Source organism: Shewanella sp. MTB7, from assembly GCF_027571385.1.
GTDB lineage: Bacteria > Pseudomonadota > Gammaproteobacteria > Enterobacterales > Shewanellaceae > Shewanella.
In genome coordinates this window covers 4,042,090-4,060,602 of the sequence record NZ_CP085636.1, presented here as the reverse complement: position 1 = coordinate 4,060,602, position 18,513 = coordinate 4,042,090, and the positions used below count along the sequence as shown (strand labels likewise).

13 protein-coding genes are annotated in these 18,513 nt (G+C 43.4%); 10 read left to right on the top strand and 3 right to left on the bottom strand.

Annotated features, from left to right (window positions below):
• Positions 1 to 312 precede the first annotated feature (312 nt).
• Positions 313 to 1,656, top strand: coding sequence for an NADP-specific glutamate dehydrogenase (gene gdhA, locus HWQ47_RS17570; RefSeq protein ID WP_326515454.1), 1,344 nt, complete (start codon positions 313 to 315; stop codon positions 1,654 to 1,656).
• 108 nt (positions 1,657 to 1,764) lie between these two features.
• Here the strand turns inward: gdhA and HWQ47_RS17565 are convergent, their stop codons facing one another.
• A complete protein-coding gene (locus HWQ47_RS17565; protein ID WP_269967357.1) occupies positions 1,765 to 2,202 on the bottom strand; it encodes a hypothetical protein in 438 nt (145 codons plus the stop codon).
• Between the two features lie 228 nt (positions 2,203 to 2,430).
• On the opposite strand from HWQ47_RS17565, the gene HWQ47_RS17560 reads away from it, so the two are divergent.
• The 9 genes from HWQ47_RS17560 to HWQ47_RS17520 all read left to right on the top strand — a co-directional run bounded on the left by HWQ47_RS17560 (position 2,431) and on the right by HWQ47_RS17520 (position 17,426).
• The gene (locus tag HWQ47_RS17560; RefSeq protein ID WP_269967356.1) at positions 2,431 to 3,306 is read left to right on the top strand and encodes a hypothetical protein; all 876 of its coding nucleotides are present in this window, start codon (positions 2,431 to 2,433) and stop codon (positions 3,304 to 3,306) included.
• A gap of 139 nt (positions 3,307 to 3,445) precedes the next feature.
• The gene (gene hflX, locus HWQ47_RS17555; protein WP_269967355.1) at positions 3,446 to 4,780 is read left to right on the top strand and encodes a GTPase HflX; all 1,335 of its coding nucleotides are present in this window, start codon (positions 3,446 to 3,448) and stop codon (positions 4,778 to 4,780) included.
• Between the two features lie 102 nt (positions 4,781 to 4,882).
• A complete protein-coding gene (locus HWQ47_RS17550; protein ID WP_269967354.1) occupies positions 4,883 to 6,637 on the top strand; it encodes a phospho-sugar mutase in 1,755 nt (584 codons plus the stop codon).
• A 189-nt stretch (positions 6,638 to 6,826) separates the two neighbouring features.
• On the top strand, positions 6,827 to 14,140 hold the full coding sequence (locus tag HWQ47_RS17545) for a BspA family leucine-rich repeat surface protein (protein WP_269967353.1): 7,314 nt from the start codon (positions 6,827 to 6,829) through the stop codon (positions 14,138 to 14,140).
• A 12-nt stretch (positions 14,141 to 14,152) separates the two neighbouring features.
• A complete protein-coding gene (locus HWQ47_RS17540; RefSeq protein WP_269967352.1) occupies positions 14,153 to 14,941 on the top strand; it encodes a DUF2927 domain-containing protein in 789 nt (262 codons plus the stop codon).
• Between the two features lie 277 nt (positions 14,942 to 15,218).
• Positions 15,219 to 15,494 carry a hypothetical protein gene (locus HWQ47_RS17535; RefSeq protein ID WP_269967351.1) on the top strand — a complete coding sequence of 92 codons (276 nt, stop codon included), beginning with the start codon at positions 15,219 to 15,221 and terminating at the stop codon, positions 15,492 to 15,494.
• A 261-nt stretch (positions 15,495 to 15,755) separates the two neighbouring features.
• Positions 15,756 to 16,139, top strand: a complete 384-nt coding sequence (locus tag HWQ47_RS17530) for a VOC family protein (RefSeq protein WP_269967350.1) — start codon at positions 15,756 to 15,758, stop codon at positions 16,137 to 16,139.
• Between the two features lie 27 nt (positions 16,140 to 16,166).
• Positions 16,167 to 16,637 carry a GyrI-like domain-containing protein gene (locus tag HWQ47_RS17525; protein WP_269967349.1) on the top strand — a complete coding sequence of 157 codons (471 nt, stop codon included), beginning with the start codon at positions 16,167 to 16,169 and terminating at the stop codon, positions 16,635 to 16,637.
• A gap of 102 nt (positions 16,638 to 16,739) precedes the next feature.
• Positions 16,740 to 17,426, top strand: coding sequence for a helix-turn-helix transcriptional regulator (locus tag HWQ47_RS17520; RefSeq protein ID WP_269967348.1), 687 nt, complete (start codon positions 16,740 to 16,742; stop codon positions 17,424 to 17,426).
• Positions 17,427 to 17,452: 26 nt separating this feature from the next.
• Here HWQ47_RS17520 and HWQ47_RS17515 read toward each other — a convergent pair whose 3' ends face one another.
• Together HWQ47_RS17515 and HWQ47_RS17510 are read right to left on the bottom strand one after the other, a co-directional pair.
• Entirely contained in the window at positions 17,453 to 17,755 is a 303-nt protein-coding gene (locus tag HWQ47_RS17515; RefSeq protein WP_269967347.1) for an AzlD domain-containing protein, read from the bottom strand.
• Positions 17,752 to 18,468 (bottom strand): AzlC family ABC transporter permease, encoded by a 717-nt coding sequence (locus tag HWQ47_RS17510; RefSeq protein ID WP_269967346.1) that lies wholly within the window; start codon positions 18,466 to 18,468, stop codon positions 17,752 to 17,754. The genes HWQ47_RS17515 and HWQ47_RS17510 overlap by 4 nt, the downstream gene beginning before the upstream one ends.
• Positions 18,469 to 18,513: the final 45 nt, after the last annotated feature.

Genomic DNA, 18,513 nt, shown 5'->3' with positions numbered 1-18,513 from the left:
TGTTTGTAAATATTTGAATGTTTATCCGCGGCATATGTTTATTTTTTAATTCTCTGGAAAGGGGATTTTTCATAGAGTATATTCCATGATGAATTGGTGATTCCTCATTTTAAAGGGGGGGGTTATTGTCAAATCATCACAGACTAAGGATAAAGTGTTCAGTTTTGTTGATGAAGCACACAGGTTTAATAAACTCTTATATTCATTAAGTAACCACTCCTGATATAAACAGCACCAGAATATAACTGTGGGTTTGCCTAGTGCATTCCAAATAGTTGAAATCTTAATACCTTGTATATCCTGGAGCACCAAATGATCGCAGAGATGACTCTCGACAGTTTTCTTTCCACTGTTGCCGTTCGTAACCCTGACCAACCTGAATTCTTGCAAGCCGTAAAAGAGGTATTAACCTCTATTTGGCCTTTTGTGGCTGCACATCCTGAATATTTAAATGCAGGCATTCTAGAACGTCTCGTTGAGCCCGAACGCCTGATTCAGTTTCGTGTTTCTTGGGTCGATGACCAAGGAAAAGTGCAGATCAACCGTGCTTTTCGGATCCAGCATAACTCTGCCATTGGTCCTTTCAAAGGGGGGATGCGTTTCCATCCTTCTGTTAATCAATCTGTGCTCAAGTTTTTGGCCTTTGAACAGACCTTTAAAAATGCCCTGACTACGCTGCCAATGGGCGGCGGTAAAGGGGGGAGTGACTTTGATCCTAAGGGCAAGAGCGAAGGCGAAGTCATGCGCTTCTGTCAGGCGTTAATGTTTGAACTACACCGTCACTTAGGCGCCAATACCGATGTACCTGCTGGTGATATCGGTGTTGGAGCTCGAGAAGTGGGCTATATGACCGGTATGATGAAAAAGTTGACTAACAGTGCTGAATGCGTATTTACCGGTAAGGGATTGTCTTTTGGTGGTAGCTTGATCCGTCCTGAGGCTACCGGTTATGGTTTGTTGTACTTTGTTGAAGCGATGCTCAAGGCTAAAGGTGAAACATTGGCAGGAAAAACGGTTGCCGTATCCGGTTCTGGCAATGTGGCTCAGTACGCCATCGAAAAAGCCATTGAAATGGGAGCTAGAGTCATTACGGCATCGGACTCTAGCGGTGTGGTGTGGGACCCCGCAGGTTTCACCACCGAGAAACTGGTTAAGTTGATGGAGATCAAAAACCAGCGTCGCGGACGAGTCGCAGACTATGCCTATGAAATGGGTCTGGAATATGTGACTGACGGAACCCCATGGCAGTTTGCTGCTGATGTTGCTCTGCCTTGTGCTACTCAGAATGAGTTACACGCAGAACATGCACAGATGTTGATAGCCAATGGCGTACAATTAGTCGCTGAAGGTGCCAATATGCCAAGCACGGCAGAAGCGATTACTGTGTTACACGAAGCAAAAGTTCTGTTTGCACCGGGTAAAGCGGCTAACGCGGGCGGTGTTGCTACTTCAGGCCTTGAAATGAGTCAAAATGCACAACGTTTGGGCTGGAGTTGTGATGAAGTGGATCTACGCTTACGGGATATCATGTACTCTATCCATGCAACTTGTGAGCAATATGGCCGTGAAGATAATCATATTAACTATGAGTTGGGTGCTAACGTTGCCGGTTTTGTCAAAGTTGCTGATGCAATGAAAGCACAAGGCGTATATTAAACCCCAATCAGGATAATACCCAGATTGATTTAAAAGGGCCTTTCGGCCCTTTTTCACTTCTGACGTCTGACATTAGATTGTTAATTCGGATGATGAAATTTTTTGAAGTTAACTTTCACTATCAAAATATATTTGTGCTCGCTTAACTTCAGCTTCGGTTGCGGTATATGTGTGCCACGGGTCAGTGTCTTTCTTTTTATAGCGTACAACTCCATTCTTTATATCAAACTCATAATAGGGGTAGACTTCACGTAAGTTAAAGAACATTGCTGGAGCAAAGAACAATATATCTGCCGCAAGGTACCCACCGTTAAATTTCAGTGGAATAAGACCATACATAGACTCCTCCCCCTCTTTACTTGCTTTAAATACATACTGTCCAAAAGAGGTGGTTTTATAAGTCTGCGCTGATGGCTCACTCAATACTATTGCTTTTGTCTTATTAACCTTCAAAGTAACGTCAGGATCCGTTGATTGAAATGATGTCGATGCTGTACAGGCTGATAGCAGGGTTAAAATAGGTATTAAGAGTCGTTTTAAACTCATGGTTTTGTCCTTTTTGTTGGAAGTTATTGCTAGTTTTTTTTGTGATCTTTTAAGTTTAACCAAGTCGTACTAAATCATCTTTTCGTCATTACTATTTTCAGTTTCTTTGAAAAAACTGAGCCTCAAGCTTACGTGTTTTGTTGATTAAAAGCGCGCCATATGTAACGTTGATTTGTAAAATTAACATTGTCTATGTGTTGTAGATGCCACTGTAAGGAGAAGCTAATTATGCCAAAATCTAGAAATAATATTGCTCGCTTAAGAAGAAAAAGTAAGACGTTCAATAGCAAAGAGTTTACACAGATGAGAATTAGGTTTCCTGAACGACTTAATATCGTCAGTGAAGGTGACTCTTGGTTTGCCTATCCGCCCAAGTGGCTTATTGCTGGTAAACCATCAAATTTAATCAGTCATATTAGTCAATGGACCCGTGGTAAAGCTAATTTTTACTCTATGGCTTCTAATGGCGATGAAGCTGTTGATATGGTGTCAGGCAAACAGAAACATCAATTGGTTAATTTACTTAGGTGGCATACAAGGAGGAGTAATAGAAAACCAATCGATCTATTATTGTTTAGTGGTGGAGGTAACGATGTTGTTGGGCAGAATGATTTTGAACGATTTATAAACCGTGATGGTGCTTCTTATACCACAGCTGAGCAATGTGTAAATATCCCAAGATTAGACCGTAAAATAAAACAAATAGGATTGGCTTATGAGGAGCTTTTAGATATTCGCGATCACTATAGTCCTGACACGATAGTCATCACTCATACCTACGATTATCCTTTTCCGTCATTAGTAGGTGGGCATTTTTTAGGAGGATTGATTAAAACAAAAGCCTGGATGAAAAGGTTCATGGACGAGGTTAATATTAAGGAGGAGTTGCAAGTTGGTGTGATTAAAATATTTATGGAAAGAATAGGCGATGAGATATTAAGTATCAGTGGTCACAGAGATAAGTTTATTGTTGTTGATTCAAAGGGAACATTGAATGGAAAAAGTGAATGGTTAAATGAGATACACCCAACTTCTGATGGTTTTAAGACCATAGCATTAAAAATATATCAAAAAATGACTGATGAGTTTCCTGTTCTCAGGTAAATATGACGCCTTTTCTTTAAGCCTATGTTCACTGAACTGCTTGTTCTGTGTTCGTTTGCAGCTTGGTTTTCTTTTCTTTCGTATAGAAAAGCGTAGGATCTAAAACAGTGAATACTACTTTCTTAACTACTGAGTCACTATGTCAACGATCATTGAACAAGCAGATACTCGTGCATTATTAATCTCAATTCGCACACCTAATGCAAAAACAAATGATATTAATAGCTCATTAGCCGAATTGGGACGTTTAGTCGGTACGCTGGGTTTTACTGTTTTTGCCACTCAAACACAGAAGCAGAATTCAATTAAGCGCTTGTCAGTTTTAGGTGCTGGTAAGCTCGAGGAGTTGGCTAGAATGACGGGTGAACTTGATGATGCTGAGCAAACCGATTCCTTGGCGAACATTGATGAACAAGAATTGAACGAATTTTTAACGGTATCTAAAACTCAACTTCATGCCAATGTTGTTGTGTTTGATTGTGAGCTCAGTCCAATGCAGTTGCGTAATGTTGAGCAAATATTGGGTGTTGAAGTGTTCGACCGAACCGGCATCATCATTGAAATTTTTAGCCGTCATGCCAGTACGCGAACGGCACGATTACAGGTTGAGTTGGCACGATTAAATTATCTAACGCCTAGATTGCGCAGCGAACATAGTGGTGATCGCGAACGTCAAAGCGGTCGGGGTGAGGGTGAGAGTCTCTTGGCCATTGAACGTCACAAGATTCGAGACAAGCAAGCGGAATTGAGGCGTGAGCTAAAAAAAGCTCAAGAGGTGATGCAGGAACAACGTAGTAGTCGTGTTGAAACACCTTGTGTGGCTTTAGTTGGGTACACCAATGCTGGCAAATCTTCCTTAATGCGCGGTTTGACGGGTTCAGATGTATTGGTTGAAGATAAGCTATTTGCCACTTTAGATACCACAGTGCGGGCTTTATCGCCGCTGACTCAACCTCGAATTTTAATCTCGGATACGGTTGGGTTTATTAACAAACTCCCGCACGATTTAATTGCTTCATTTCATTCCACATTAGAGGAAGCGAAAGATGCGACATTGCTTTTGTATGTTGTGGATGCAAGTGATAAAGATTTTAGAACGCAGCTTAACGTTGTTGATGGCGCATTACAGCAGTTAAACCTTGACGCTAATAATCGCTTATTGCTGCTTAATAAAGTTGACTGCTTAACCCAAGCAGAGCAACAAGTGTTAAGCAGTGAGTTTTCCAATGCATTGCAGATCTCCACGCGTGATCCTAATGACATCACTTTAGTGCATCAAGCTATACAAGATTTTATCTCGGAGCAGATGTGTACAGTATGTTTTAATATCCCTTATACGGCCAGCGGTATCATGGGTGAAATTCACAGTAAGATGCAGGTCATAGAAGAGGAATATCATGAACACGGCATGAGATTAACGCTCAAAGCCAGCGCTGTTGCACTTGAACGATTAAATAAAATGCTGCAAAAATAGTGCAAATTTACTTGTTCTATTGAGGATCTGGGAGTAATACTAATGATTTTCAACTCGCCTAACATCCTCTTTTACTTTGTTGGGTCGCATTGGAGTGAGAACATGAACACACAATTACAGCTTAGAGTGAATAATTGGATTAAGGCTGATCCCGATCCCCGTACAAAACAGGAGCTTTTGAGCTTGATCGATAGCAAGGATGACGTTGAACTTGCTAAGCGTTTTGCTGGAAGGCTGGCTTTTGGTACCGCTGGGTTAAGAGGCGAGGTGGGCGCGGGCCCCATGGGGATGAATCGGTTTGTAGTGCAGCAGACCACATTAGGCCTCGGAAGCTACTTAAAAGCTCAGGTGAGTGATCTCGATTCTCGCGGTGTCATCATCGGTTACGATGGTCGCCATGATTCCAAGCAATTTGCTTATGATGCCGCGGGCGTACTGACTGCCATGGGAATTAAGGTTTATTTGACCAGTAAGGTAGCCGCTACGCCTCTTGTTGCTTTTGGTGTGTTGCATTTCGGGGCTGCAGCAGGAGTCGTCGTTACAGCGAGTCATAACCCACCACAATATAATGGTTATAAGGTCTATTGGGGGAACGGCGCACAGATTATTCCGCCGCATGATTCAGGTATCGCAGCCTGTGTGAATAAGGCAGCAGATGAGTCACTCAGTAAACCTATCGAGTTAATGGATCTGCAAAAAGCAAAGGCTATGGGCACTTTGATTTTGCTCGAAGATGATTTCTATCAGACCTATCGTCAAGGGATCAAAAATGCCGAAGTATTACAAAATCACACTAGTCCAGAATTGGTGAGCTTGGCCTATACGGCGATGCATGGTGTCGGCGCTGATATGGCTGAAACTGTGCTAAAAGATGCAGGTTTCACTAAGGTTTATTCGGTTGCTGCTCAACGTGAGCCTGATGGTGATTTTCCTACGGTGAGTTTCCCTAACCCCGAAGAGAAAGGGGCGATGGATTTAGTGGTCGCTGAAGCGAAAAAGTATAATGCCATATTGGCGTGTGCTAACGATCCCGATGCGGATCGATTTGCTGTTGCTGTGCGTAAGCCTGATATTGATGGTAGCCAATCTAGCGCTGAATACCAGATGTTGACCGGCGATCAAGTCGGGGTGTTATTCGGTCACTATCTATTAACTCATGCGTCTAAAGAGCAACGGTTAACCTGTACCACGATTGTGTCATCGAGTTTATTATCGAAAGTAGCCGCTAGCTTAAGTGCTAGGTGCATAACCACTTTGACAGGTTTTAAGTGGCTAATGAATGTGGCTTTGGCAGAACAAACCTCAGACAGTCGTTTCCTGTTTGCTTACGAAGAGGCGCTTGGTTATACATGTGGTGACATGGTGTGGGATAAAGATGGCTTATCAGCACTGGTCGCATTTGCCCAATTAACCAGTGAACTTGCCAGTAAGGGCGAAACGATCTGGGATAGATTAGCCGATATCTATAAAGAGCACGGTTTCCATCTTAATGATCAGGTGAGCATTGCTCTGCAGCCAGCAACTCCCAATATAGGAGCTTATTTGCGTGATCATCCGCCAGTAACAATAGCGGGCCGTAATATTATCTCTGTTGATGATATCAGCTGCGGTGAACGCCGTTTCGCCGATGGTAGTGTCGAGCGTATCGATTTGCCGAGTAGTGATGTGCTTATTTACAGACTCGAAGGAGACGCTAGGGTGATTGTCAGACCTTCAGGAACAGAGCCTAAGATTAAGTGTTATTACGAAGTCGTCGAAACCATGGGTGTTGATGACACCTTAGCGAGTGCTCAGCTGCGGGCTCAAATGCAGATGGATGAGTTTATTCAGGCTCACCAAGCCTCTCTGCCTAAATAGTTTAGATCAAAGGATGTTGGCCATAGAGATTCATATATTTTAAGAACCTGTTGTGACAGATTTGTCACAACAGGTTCCGTTTTAGTCAATCTAAAAGCGATGTTGACGCGGAAGGAAAATAAAATAGGCATTATCAATATAGAGCTAAACTAATAAAGACTCATGTAAATTTTAATGAGGCTTGATGGTATGAAAGTTAGATTTATCTCTTTAGGTACACTCCTCTTACGCCTTGTTTTAGCGGTAGAGGCATTAAGTTTATGTTTACTCAGTTTACCGATCCTTTCAGCTACGCTGGATGATTTTGTTATCACGATAAAGTCAGATAATACCGGCAACTCCACAGATGTTCAGTTCACTCTTCCTACCACAGGAACCGGATACAATTACAACATAGATTGTGATAACGACGGCACCGATGAAGCTACGGCTCAAACTGCTGATTATACTTGTGATTATACTTCTTTAGGCGGTGTAGGTACTTATACAGTTAGGGTTGAAGATAACTCGGGTGCCAGCACAGGGTTTCCTCGAATATATTTTAATAACGGGGGCGACAAAGATAAATTACTTACCGTTCAACAATGGGGAACCGGGAAGTGGACAAGTATGGATAGCGCCTTTTACGGTGCTGTAAATCTCACATTTCCTGCAACCGATACGCCGGATTTCTCAGTTACAACGTCTATGACTTCGATGTTGAACAGTGCCAGTTTAGCCAACCCTAACACTAGCGCTTGGAATACCTCAGCGGTGACAAACTTGAAGTGGATGTTTCATGGAGCGACATCTGCGACCCCAAGTGTGAGTAGTTGGGATACCTCAGCTGTTATCAACATGTATGGCATGTTTCATGGTGCAACATCAGCCAATCCTGACACCAGTAGTTGGGATACCTCTTCGGTGACGACAATGCGCTCTATGTTTAGTGGTGCAACGGCTGCGAATCCGAATACCAGTAGTTGGAACACCTCTGCGGTTGCCAATATGAAGACAATGTTTTTGGATGCGACATCTGCTAACCCAGATACCAGTAGTTGGGATACCTCTGCGGTTATCAATATGAGATCCATGTTTAATGGCGCGACATCTGCAGATCCTGATGTCAGTAGTTGGGATACCTCTGCCGTCACCACCGTGTATGCCATGTTTTTTGCTGCTACATCTGCTAATCCTGATGTCAGTAGTTGGGATACCTCTTCGGTGACGACAATGAGATCCATATTCAGTGGGGCAACTTCCGCAAATCCTGATGTCAATGGTTGGAATATTACTGCTGTTTGGGATATGTCATTTATGTTCTTAGGTGCAACATCCGCAAATCCAGATGTCAGCAATTGGAATGTAGCCAATGTCACCACGATGGATAGTATGTTTTTTAACGCGACCTCCGCAAATCCAAGTGTGAGCAGTTGGGATACTAGCTCGGTGATAATTATGGATGATATGTTTCATGGTGCCACCTCAGCAAATCCAGATGTCAGTAGTTGGAATGTATCCAGTGTAACGAGCATGGGCAATATGTTTTCAGGCGTCACACTCACCACGACAAATTACGACGCCCTGCTTATTGGTTGGAACGCTCAAAGTCTACAGAGCGGGGTCAGTTTTGATGGTGGTAACTCCAAGTATTGTAATGGCGAGTCACAAAGAAGCAATATGATTGCTAGTGACAGCTGGACAATAACAGACGGGGGGAAGAGTTGTCCTGATATGCATTTCGTTACTACATGGAAGACTGATAATAGTGGCAGCTCAAACAGTACGTCGATCACGATCCCAACATCAGGAATCGGGTACTCCTATGATGTGGACTGGGATAATGACGGTGAGTTTGATGAACTGGGGTTGGTAGGGGCTGTCACTCATGATTTTAGCAGTGCAGGCACTTATACCATACGCATTCGGGGAAGTTTTCCGCGTATCTATTTTAATAATGTCGATGACAAAGCGAAAGTTCTCTCTGTCGACCAGTGGGGAAGTGGTGTCTGGATGAGCATGCAAGATGCCTTCTATGGCGCGAGCAATTTAACGGTTCCAGCCTCCGACGCACCCGTGTTGACGAATGTTACCAGTTTAAGGGCGATGTTTCGCGGCGCCACTTCGATGAATCAGTCAATAGGGCATTGGAATACTTCCAACATAACAAATACCTTGGATATGTTTAATGGCGCGAATGCATTTAATCAGGATATAAGCAGTTGGGACACATCGAAAATATTTACCATGCAGGCCATGTTTAATAATGCGATTGCTTTCAATCAAAATATCTCTACTTGGGACACAGGCGCTACGACCAGCATGTTATCTATGTTTCAGGGGGCGACGAGTTTTAATCAGCCCATTGGTAGCTGGGATACAGCCAAAGTGACTAACATGTCATTTATGTTCGATGATGCTACGTCATTTAATCGTGATATCAGTACTTGGGATACCAATAAAGTGACTGTAATGGTAGCTATATTACGTGATGCCACCAGCTTTGATCAAAATTTAGCAAGTTGGGAGGTTGCCGCGGTAACCAGTATGAATCTTATGTTTTCAGGTGTAACGCTATCTAAGGGAAATTATGATGCCCTGTTAACAGGATTCGATGCTCAAGTTTTACAAAGTGGTGTGTTATTTAGTGGTGGTAACTCGCAATATTGTAGTGGGAGAACGGCGAGGGCAAATATGGTCGCCTCAGACTCTTGGGTTATTACAGACGGCGGACAATACTGCACTCCAGTGGCGCCGTCGATTATCCCTGATCTTCGTTTAAGTTCAGACACTGGGTCTGTGACGACCGATAATATTACTTCAGATAATACCCCGAGTTTCGATGTGGTTTGTAGCAATATTGGTAATACCATTACGCTCTATTCGGATAATCCTGCCACTGATTCTAGTATTGCTACTCAAGTCTGTACCGCTACGGGAGTTGAGAACCTTAACGCGAGTGTATTGGCTGATGGGGATCATAATATTAGTTATACAGACACTCTTTCAGGTGATGAATCGACCCACTCCCCCAGTTTACTCGTACAAGTTGATACTTCATCTCCGCCAACACCTATGTGCACCAGTAGTCCAAACCCAGCTCAAAATACAACAAGTATAACAACGACCTGCAGCGCAGTTGAAACAGGCTCGATTGTGACGGTCACAAATATGAATTGCTTACCTGCGCCTGTGACAGCAAGTAATACAGTGTCATGCAGTGGCACTGTTGGTTCTGGGGGGGGGAATATTTCGATAAGTAACGATGTTGTTTCTGTGACAGATTTGGCTGGTAATAGTGATACAGGAGAAACCACGGGGCTTGTGGTTGATAATATAGCTCCGTCATTAAGTGAGGCTAGTGCAGTAACAACACCGGCGATGGACAGTACGCCTAGTTACAGTTTCAGCAGCAGTGAAGCGGGTAGCATCAGTTATTCAGGGAGTTGCAGTTCGGTTAGTTCAGTGACGGTAAGCGGTACAAATACAGTTACGTTTAATTCACTCAGTGACGGCAGTTACAGCGATTGTAAAATCACAGTGACAGATACAGCAGGTAATCTATCTAACCTGCTCAGCGTTAGTACTTTTGAGATAGACAGTGCCGGGCCGACGTTAACCGAGATCACTGTGGTAGCCACGCCAGCTGCCGATAACAGCCCAAGTTACCGTTTTAGCAGTACAGAGGCGGGCAATATTGCCTATTCAGGCAGTTGTAACTCGCCAACGTCTGTTGCTGTGAGCGGCACGAACACCATTACGTTTAATACACTCAGTGATGGTAGTTACAGCGATTGTAAAATTAGAGTGACGGATGCTGCTGGTAATCTATCCAACTTGCTTAGCGTCAGCGCTTTTGAGATAGACAGCGCAGGGCCGACGTTAACCGAAACCACTGCGGTAGTCACACCAGCTGCCGATAACAGCCCAAGTTACCGTTTTGGCAGTACAGAGGCGGGCAATATTGCCTATTCAGGCAGTTGTAGCTCGCCAACGTCTGTTGCTGTGAGCGGCACGAACACCATTACGTTTAATGCTCTCAGTGATGGCAGTTACAGCGATTGTAAAATCACAGTGGCAGATGCTGCTGGTAATCTTTCTAACTTGCTCAGTATCAGCGTATTTGAGATCGACAGCGCAGGGCCGACGTTAACCGAAACCACTGCGGTAGTCACACCAGCTGCCGACAATACGCCAAGCTACCGTTTTAGTAGCAGTGAAGCGGGCAGTATTAGTTATTCAGGGAGTTGCAGTTCGGCCAGTTCAGTAGCTGCAAGCGGTACAAATACAGTTACGTTTAATGCACTCAGTGACGGCAGTTACAGCGATTGTAAAATCACAGTGGCAGATGCAGCGGGTAATCTTTCTAACTTGCTCAGTATCAGCGTATTTGAGATCGACAGTACAGGATCGACGTTAACCGAGACCACTGCGGTAGTCACGCCAGCTGCCGACAATACCCCAAGTTACCGTTTTAGCAGCAGCGAGGCGGGCAGTATCAACTATACCGGCAGTTGCAACTCTACCACCTCAGCAGCGATAAGCGGTACCAATGGGATCGTCTTTAATGTTTTGAATGAGGGGAGCTACAGCGATTGCCAAATTCGCGTGACCGATGCTGCGGGTAATCTTTCCAATCTACTGACGGTGAGTCCATTTGAGATAGATACTGGTGGGCCGACGCTGACAGAGACCTCTGCTGTCTCCACCCCCGCCATGGACACTACTCCAAGTTACAGCTTTAGTAGCAGCGAGGCGGGCAGCATTAGCTATACTGGCAGCTGCAGCTCAGTCACCTCTATGGCAGTGAGCGGCACGAATGTGATTACCTTTAATGAGTTGGAAAATGGCAGTTACAGCCATTGTCGTATAAGCGTAAAGGACGCCGCGGGAAATGTGTCTGAACCTTTGAACGTTAGTGCATTTGTTGTCGATACTTTACTACTGAGTTTAGATACTCAAGTCTCTGGTACAGTCTTACAAGATGAGCATCTCTTGATAATGCAGTCTCGGATTGGAGGGAAGGCGCCATTTATATATTGGACCGAAAATTTGCCCGAGTGGCTGGATCTTGATATCTCAACAGGTCAGATAGATGGGACGCCAACAAATCAGGATGTTGGAGAATATTCAGGCATTATTTTCCATGTTTCGGATTCTGAAGAGAGAGTGGCAAAAAGTGCTGTATTTGAACTTAGGGTTATCGATATCAACGATGCCCCTATTGCGACCCATGATATATTCACTCTCATTGAAGGGGAGACTGGTGTCATTGATGTTCTCGTTAATGACACAGATCCCGATGATGGCGATATCATAACCATTGAAGAGGTAAGCGCTGTTCTAGGCGAGGTTAACATTTTAGATGATAAACTTGAGTATCTGGCACCGATAGATTTTGTTGGGAAAGATCTTATTAGTTATCGCATAGTCGATACTGGGGGCTTGACTACAAAGGCCAAGGTCGAGGTTTCAATCACATACAATCCTGAGTTAGGCCTGCCACCTAGTCTCCTAGTGCCGGCAGATGTGGAGGTCAATGCTACAGGCTTATTGACTCAAGTGTCCCTTGGGTTTGCAACGGCCATGGACAGTCTCAATAATCCCATCAGCGTAAGTAAGTCATCAGGCAGTTTTTTTCAGCCTGGAGAGCACCATGTAATTTGGATGGCTGAGGATGCTAGGGGACGGAAATCGAGCCAGAGTCAGAAAGTTTGGGTGCATCCGTTGATCTCTATAGAAAGCGATACTCAGGTGCAAGAGGGGGAGGGGGTTAGTTTAGCGGTTTATCTAAATGGCGACTCTCCAATTTATCCACTTGATATTAACTATTTATTAAGTGGCAACACAGATGAAGATGATCATGATCTCGTGTCTGAGAGCATTAGATTAGAAAAAGGACAGTTAGCTAATATTCATTTTACTACGTTTGATGACGGAATTATGGAGGGGGATGAAACGTTAACCATTCAGCTATCAGATAAAGTTAATCTTGGAGGGAAGTTTACACACTCATTGACGATTACAGAGCAGCCATCTGAGCCAAGTATCAGATTAAAACCTTTTCAAGCAGGCATCGAAACTTACACCGTATTAGATACTGAAGGTTTAGTCACTGTATATCTGCTTATCGATACAGGAAGCGTAAGTGGTTTCACCTATACTTGGCAAGCGAGCGAAGGTGTGGTGAATTTGTCAAACGAACAGTCCCAGTTTGTATTTGATCCTACACAAGTTTCATCTGGTAATCAGATGGTGAGCTTAGAGTTAAACTCTCCAACTGGCCTCAGTGTGGTGACAAGAGTCAATATATACGTCACAACAAATACGATTGATTTAGCCAATTCACAAAACTGTTCAGTTATCCATGAACAGAAGAACGATGGAGTATTTTTCTTAGTAGAAACTGAGCCTCAAGCATGCATAATGAGAGGGGAACTTGCTTTACAAAGCCGTTCTGGAGGTACTCAAATTTTAGATGATGAGCTGATGCTTCCGCTTGATAGTGGCCAAACATTTCAGGGGGGAGTGTTTGATTTTATCGTTTTTGGTAAGCCAGCAGCGAGTACCTATCATATCGTGTTCCCACAGCGTAAACCCATTCCTGATGAGGCCGTTTATATTAAATATTCAGCACAACTGGGAAGATGGTCTGATTTTGTTATCAGCGCTGAAAATTATCTGTCCAGTCATTTGTCGAATCAAGGCCGTTGTCCTGAGCCAAATGATCATGGCTGGGTTAAAGGGCTCATTACAGGGCATTGGTGCCTAAGATTAACCATTAATGACGGTGGACCAAATGATGACGATGGCTTGGCTAATGGGATGATAGTTGACCCCGGTGGGCTAACAGCTCCGTTTAGTGGTAATCATGATCCAATAGCGAGAGATGATCTCATTCGACTTATTGGTGTCGAGGAAGGGGGGCTTGATGTGCTAGGTAATGACAGTGATAGTGATGGTGATCATCTTGTTGTTATAGAGGCCGTTGCTGATATTGGTTCGGTAAGCATTATAGATGGTTATCTTTGGTATCACTCTGTTTCTAAAGAGTTTGTAGGGCATGACTTTGTCAGTTACATTATTTCAGATGGATCTGGAGGTTTCGCCAAAGCAAAGGCTGATGTTGTGGTGACCTCTGGAAATTCATTGCCAATAGCCGTTAACGACCAACTAACGATGTTAATGAATTCACAAATCATCATAGATGTGCTCAATAATGACAGTGATCCCGATGGCGATCTCTTGTCGATAGATGAGGCTAGTGCTGGTTTAGGTAAGGTTGAAGTGAGTGAGAAAAGACTTACTTATACTCCAAATAGAGATTTTATTGGAGAGGTTAACATCACTTACTTTATTCTCGATTCTTCAGGGGCTATGGCAATGGCGGAAGTCAAAGTAACTGTGATGGAGGGCCAACAAGTGAAGGTGAAAAACAGCTCAGGTGGGGTGATGTATTTACTCACTTTTCTGTTATTGTACTGCTTTATTTGGCGTATTTATCGAGACAGGAGATGGGTATGAATAAGACATTAAATGAGCCATATTTTGAATTGTAGACGAAAGCTCGCTCTCTCTATTTGCTGTTTATTCGCATCAGTTAGCACCTTAGCTTCTGATTGGAAAACGCCAGAATACCTGCAACAAGCGTTTATCGAAGTGGCAATGAGAAATGAATATGACTCAGCAAAGCATCAAGTACGTAAATGGCAGCAGCCTTTGCGTATTTGGCTCGATCACCGTGTAGGTGATGAGCAAAAACACACACAAGTTGCAACCATGCACATTGAGCATCTAGCAGCGATTACAGGCCATGAATTGCAGCTTGTCTCCAATTTGCAGCAATCTAATGTGCATCTGGTCTTTACGAGACAGAGCCGATGGACTCAGGAGGTTGCAGAGTTGCTAGGGTCTGGTGCAGTCAAAAATCTTCACTCAGCTGTGTGTATTGCCAGCGTTAGGGTTAATGCTGCGGGGGAGATCGTTAATGCTTGGATTGTGATCCCTGTCGATCAAGCGCAGATGCATGGCAAGCTGGTGGCTTGTGTGGTTGAAGAGTTGACCCAGATAATGGGGTTACCCAACGATTCAGAGAAAGTTTTCCCTTCTATTTTTAACGATAAAACCCCCCAGAACTTATTATCTGGACTTGATGGACTCTTATTAAAGATGCTCTATTACAAAGAGGTAACTCCAGGAATGAGCGAAGACAAGGTTAAAGGTGTTTTGACGCCCTTACTTGAGCGTTGGGCGAGAGACGGCACTTTAGCTGATGCAGATAAAATAATACGGCAGGGACGTTTATATCCCCTGCTTGGTTACTAGCTTTCTTGTCAATAAACACTCTGAAAGATGAATGTGCCAGCCTTAAAGGTTCCAATGATAAGTAAGAGATATGTAAGGTTAATGCTCGAATGGCGTGTGAAAGACGAGAGTGGTTTTATAGTGCTAATATTTTTCATCGGATTTTTGGCAAATTATTAGACTGGTCACTATAGTTAAAGACCTAATTTTGATTAGGGCGGTCAGCTAGTCATTTTCCACTGAATTTGTGACGAGTTGTTCATTATTAATAGGATCACCATTTATAAAGGAATATATCATGTCAAACCAAAATCTTGGCGCCTACGGCCCATTCACTTCAGAAATTGATACTCAAGCAAAGGAAGCTTTCTCTGAAGCTATGGAGCATTTCGTCGGTGTGGATTATTCACCTGTTGCTGTTGCTACGCAAGTTGTTGCTGGGCTGAATTATGCCTATTTTTGTAATGCACAGATCCCAGGCTTAGGTAACTCAGTTTACCCTGCTATGGTAAATATCTATAAGCCATTAGATGGTAATGCAGTGATCACACATATACAAAAAGTGGCATATTAGTTCTAACATTAAAATGACATAATTCAAGGGCACCCTTAATTGTGCTCTTTTTTGTGCTCTAAATTTGCTATCTATTCTTGTACTTTTATCTTCATTTTTAGTCGTCACGTACTCTGTTTTATTGAGCTACAAAATTAAAATGCAACGGATCCATTTCCTACTGACACTATGCTGTCAGTAGTCCTGTTTTATTCTTGTTTCATCGCTAAGAAATAAACATTCATCTTGGGTGTTAGCTTAGTCATGAAAAAGGAGTTAAAGATGTTACATAAAGCACCCTTAGTCTGGGGAGAAATCCCTGTTGAAAATATGGATAGAGCAGTTGCGTTTTATGGTAAACATTTCGGTGTCAGTTTCAAACGTGAAGTCATGAATGAGATGGAGATGGCGATTCTGGAAACAGAGGATAAGGAAGCGGCCAGTATTGGATTAGTTAAGCATGAGATGATGCAACCTTCGGCTCATGGTAGTGTGCTCTATCTGAATTTGAGTGAGCAGCTCTCACCTTTAGTTGAGGAGATAGCCCAAGCTGGTGTGAAAATTCTACTTCCAGTTATGCCAATCAAAGAGGGAGAATGCGGGTTTATCGCATTGTTTCAAGACAGTGAAGGTAATACTGTTGGTCTCTGGTCTATGAAGAAATAGGGCTACCTGCATACAATGGAGAATGTAATGAGTGAAATACAGATGGACCTTATGTCGCCTTTACTGGTAAAGCAAGGTGCTATTGAACTTGTTGGTTTAACAATAAAAACGAGTAATCTTGCTGAGCAGGATATCAATACACAGAAAATAGGTCCACTTTGGCAAGAGTTCTTTGCCGAGCGAGCTCATAAGCTTGCTGACGGTCAGCTTATGTATGGTGTCTATTATGATTATCAATCAGATATGGACGGTGAGTTTTCTGTATTAGCGGGCAGTTTGGCGACTCAAACAGATCCATATGATGTGAGATTGATCGCAGGGGATTATCTTAAGTTCAGTGGTCGTGGTGAGATGCCTCAATGCGTCATAGCTCTCTGGACCGAAGTGTGGCGATATTTCACTTCGCCCGAGCGCCAACATCAACGCTGCTATCTAACTGATTACGAAGTCTATTTAGATAGTAATCGAGTTGAGATCTATATTGGTGTTGCCCCTTAGGTTAGTTTCAGAATGTTAACGCTAAAATGACAGCCAAGTTTAATGTTAGCTTGAATTTGGCTGTCATGTTTGCCAGCTACATCAAGTACTTTAAGGATTGAGATGCGCCGCGCTGATAGATTATTTCAACTTGTTCAGATCTTGCGTCATCGCCGTTTAACCACGGCTAAAGAGCTAGCCGAGAGGTTAGAGGTGTCGACGCGTACTGTTTATCGTGATGTGCAAGACCTCTGTTTAAATGGTATTCCGATTGAAGGTGAAGCTGGCGTTGGATATCTGTTGCGTCAAGAAGTCAATGTGCCACCTTTGATGTTCAATGAAGTTGAACTAGAAGCGATTCAGGTGGGCATGCGCATGGTGCAAGCATGGGGAGGCAAAGAGTTGTCAAGCGCTGCGAAACAGGCGATGATAAAAGTGGAGGCGGTATTGCCTGCTCGACTGAAAGAGTATCAATCCTTGATGTTCGCCCCAGATTTTTATATCGATAACGATGAGTTTAAGTTTCTCGATCAGTTAAGAAAAGCATCAAGATTGAGAGAATACCTATTGATGGATTATCGAGATGTAAAGGATGACAGTAGTCAAAGAGAGGTGCGTCCTCTAGCCATCTATTTCTGGAAAGGCACCTGGACCTTATTGGCTTGGTGTGAGCTGAGACATGACTTTCGTAATTTTCGCGTCGATAGAATTATTGACTTGAATAGTTTAGGGCGACACTTTGTGGTATCGCCAGGTGAAGAGATGCAAGATTACATTGCATTGATGGAAGCTCAGTATGGTGATTGTTGATAAGTTATCATCCCCTTCGGCATTCTTTAATGAATGACAAAAAATAAGCCCATGCTCACCAAGGTGGTCAGTAAGACATTACGCGTGGTGTAAGCAAGTATTGTTGCGACAACCGCACATATTAAGTAGCTATTACCCAAGCTTAAATCTAGCTCTCCTTCTTGTATAAAGACAATGGGCGCGAAAATTGCTGTCAGTACAGCTGGTGCCGAATAACTGAGAAAGGTTAAGGTATTCTTACTTAATTGCACCGGAAGCTTAGGTTCAAGGAACAGATATCGGCTCGCAAAGACTAACGCTGCCATGGAGATGATGGTTAACCAAATCATGCTTTTTCCCCCGAGAGTTTCCCATATAGGGTACCGCATGCCATGCCAAGCAGTGCAGCGATTAATAATCCGCCCTGAATATCCATAAGTTCACACACTAAGCTACTCACAAGAGAGACAAGAACGCAGAGAAGAATTGATGGCTTTTTGACTGATGGGATGACGATGGCGATAAAAGTGGCAGCGATAGCGAAATCTAAGCCCCAACTGTCTAAATTAGGTAAATTCTGGCCAGCAACAATGCCTGCCGCAGTAGCGATATTCCAACCTAAATAGAAACTAAACCCGCCGCCGAAGGCATACCAAGGGTCCAGCTTATGTTGCTTACCTTGATTGGCAATGGCAAAAAGCTCATCTGTGAGTAAGAAGCCTAATGTTAATCGCCATTTGAGTGGCATAGGACTTATCTGCTCCCGCATGGCCATCCCATAGAGAAAGTGTCTTGAAGTGATAAGCAAGGTAGTGATTAAAATACTGGTTAAGCCAATGCCCGCTTTAATCATACCTACCGCAACGAGCTGAGCAGCACCAGCAAACACTAACACCGACATGGCTTGGCTTTCAAGCGGTGATAATCCTGCATCAAGGGCAAAGGAGCCGGCGAGAATCCCCCAAGGGATCACCGCGATAGTGAGCGGCAGTATCGTTAAAGATCCTTTAAAAAAGGCATCTAGTTTACTGCTGGTGACTGTATGTTCTGATTGAGCTTCCATTCGTCTGGAGACCAAGATAATAAAAGTATAGTGATAAGCTAGCGT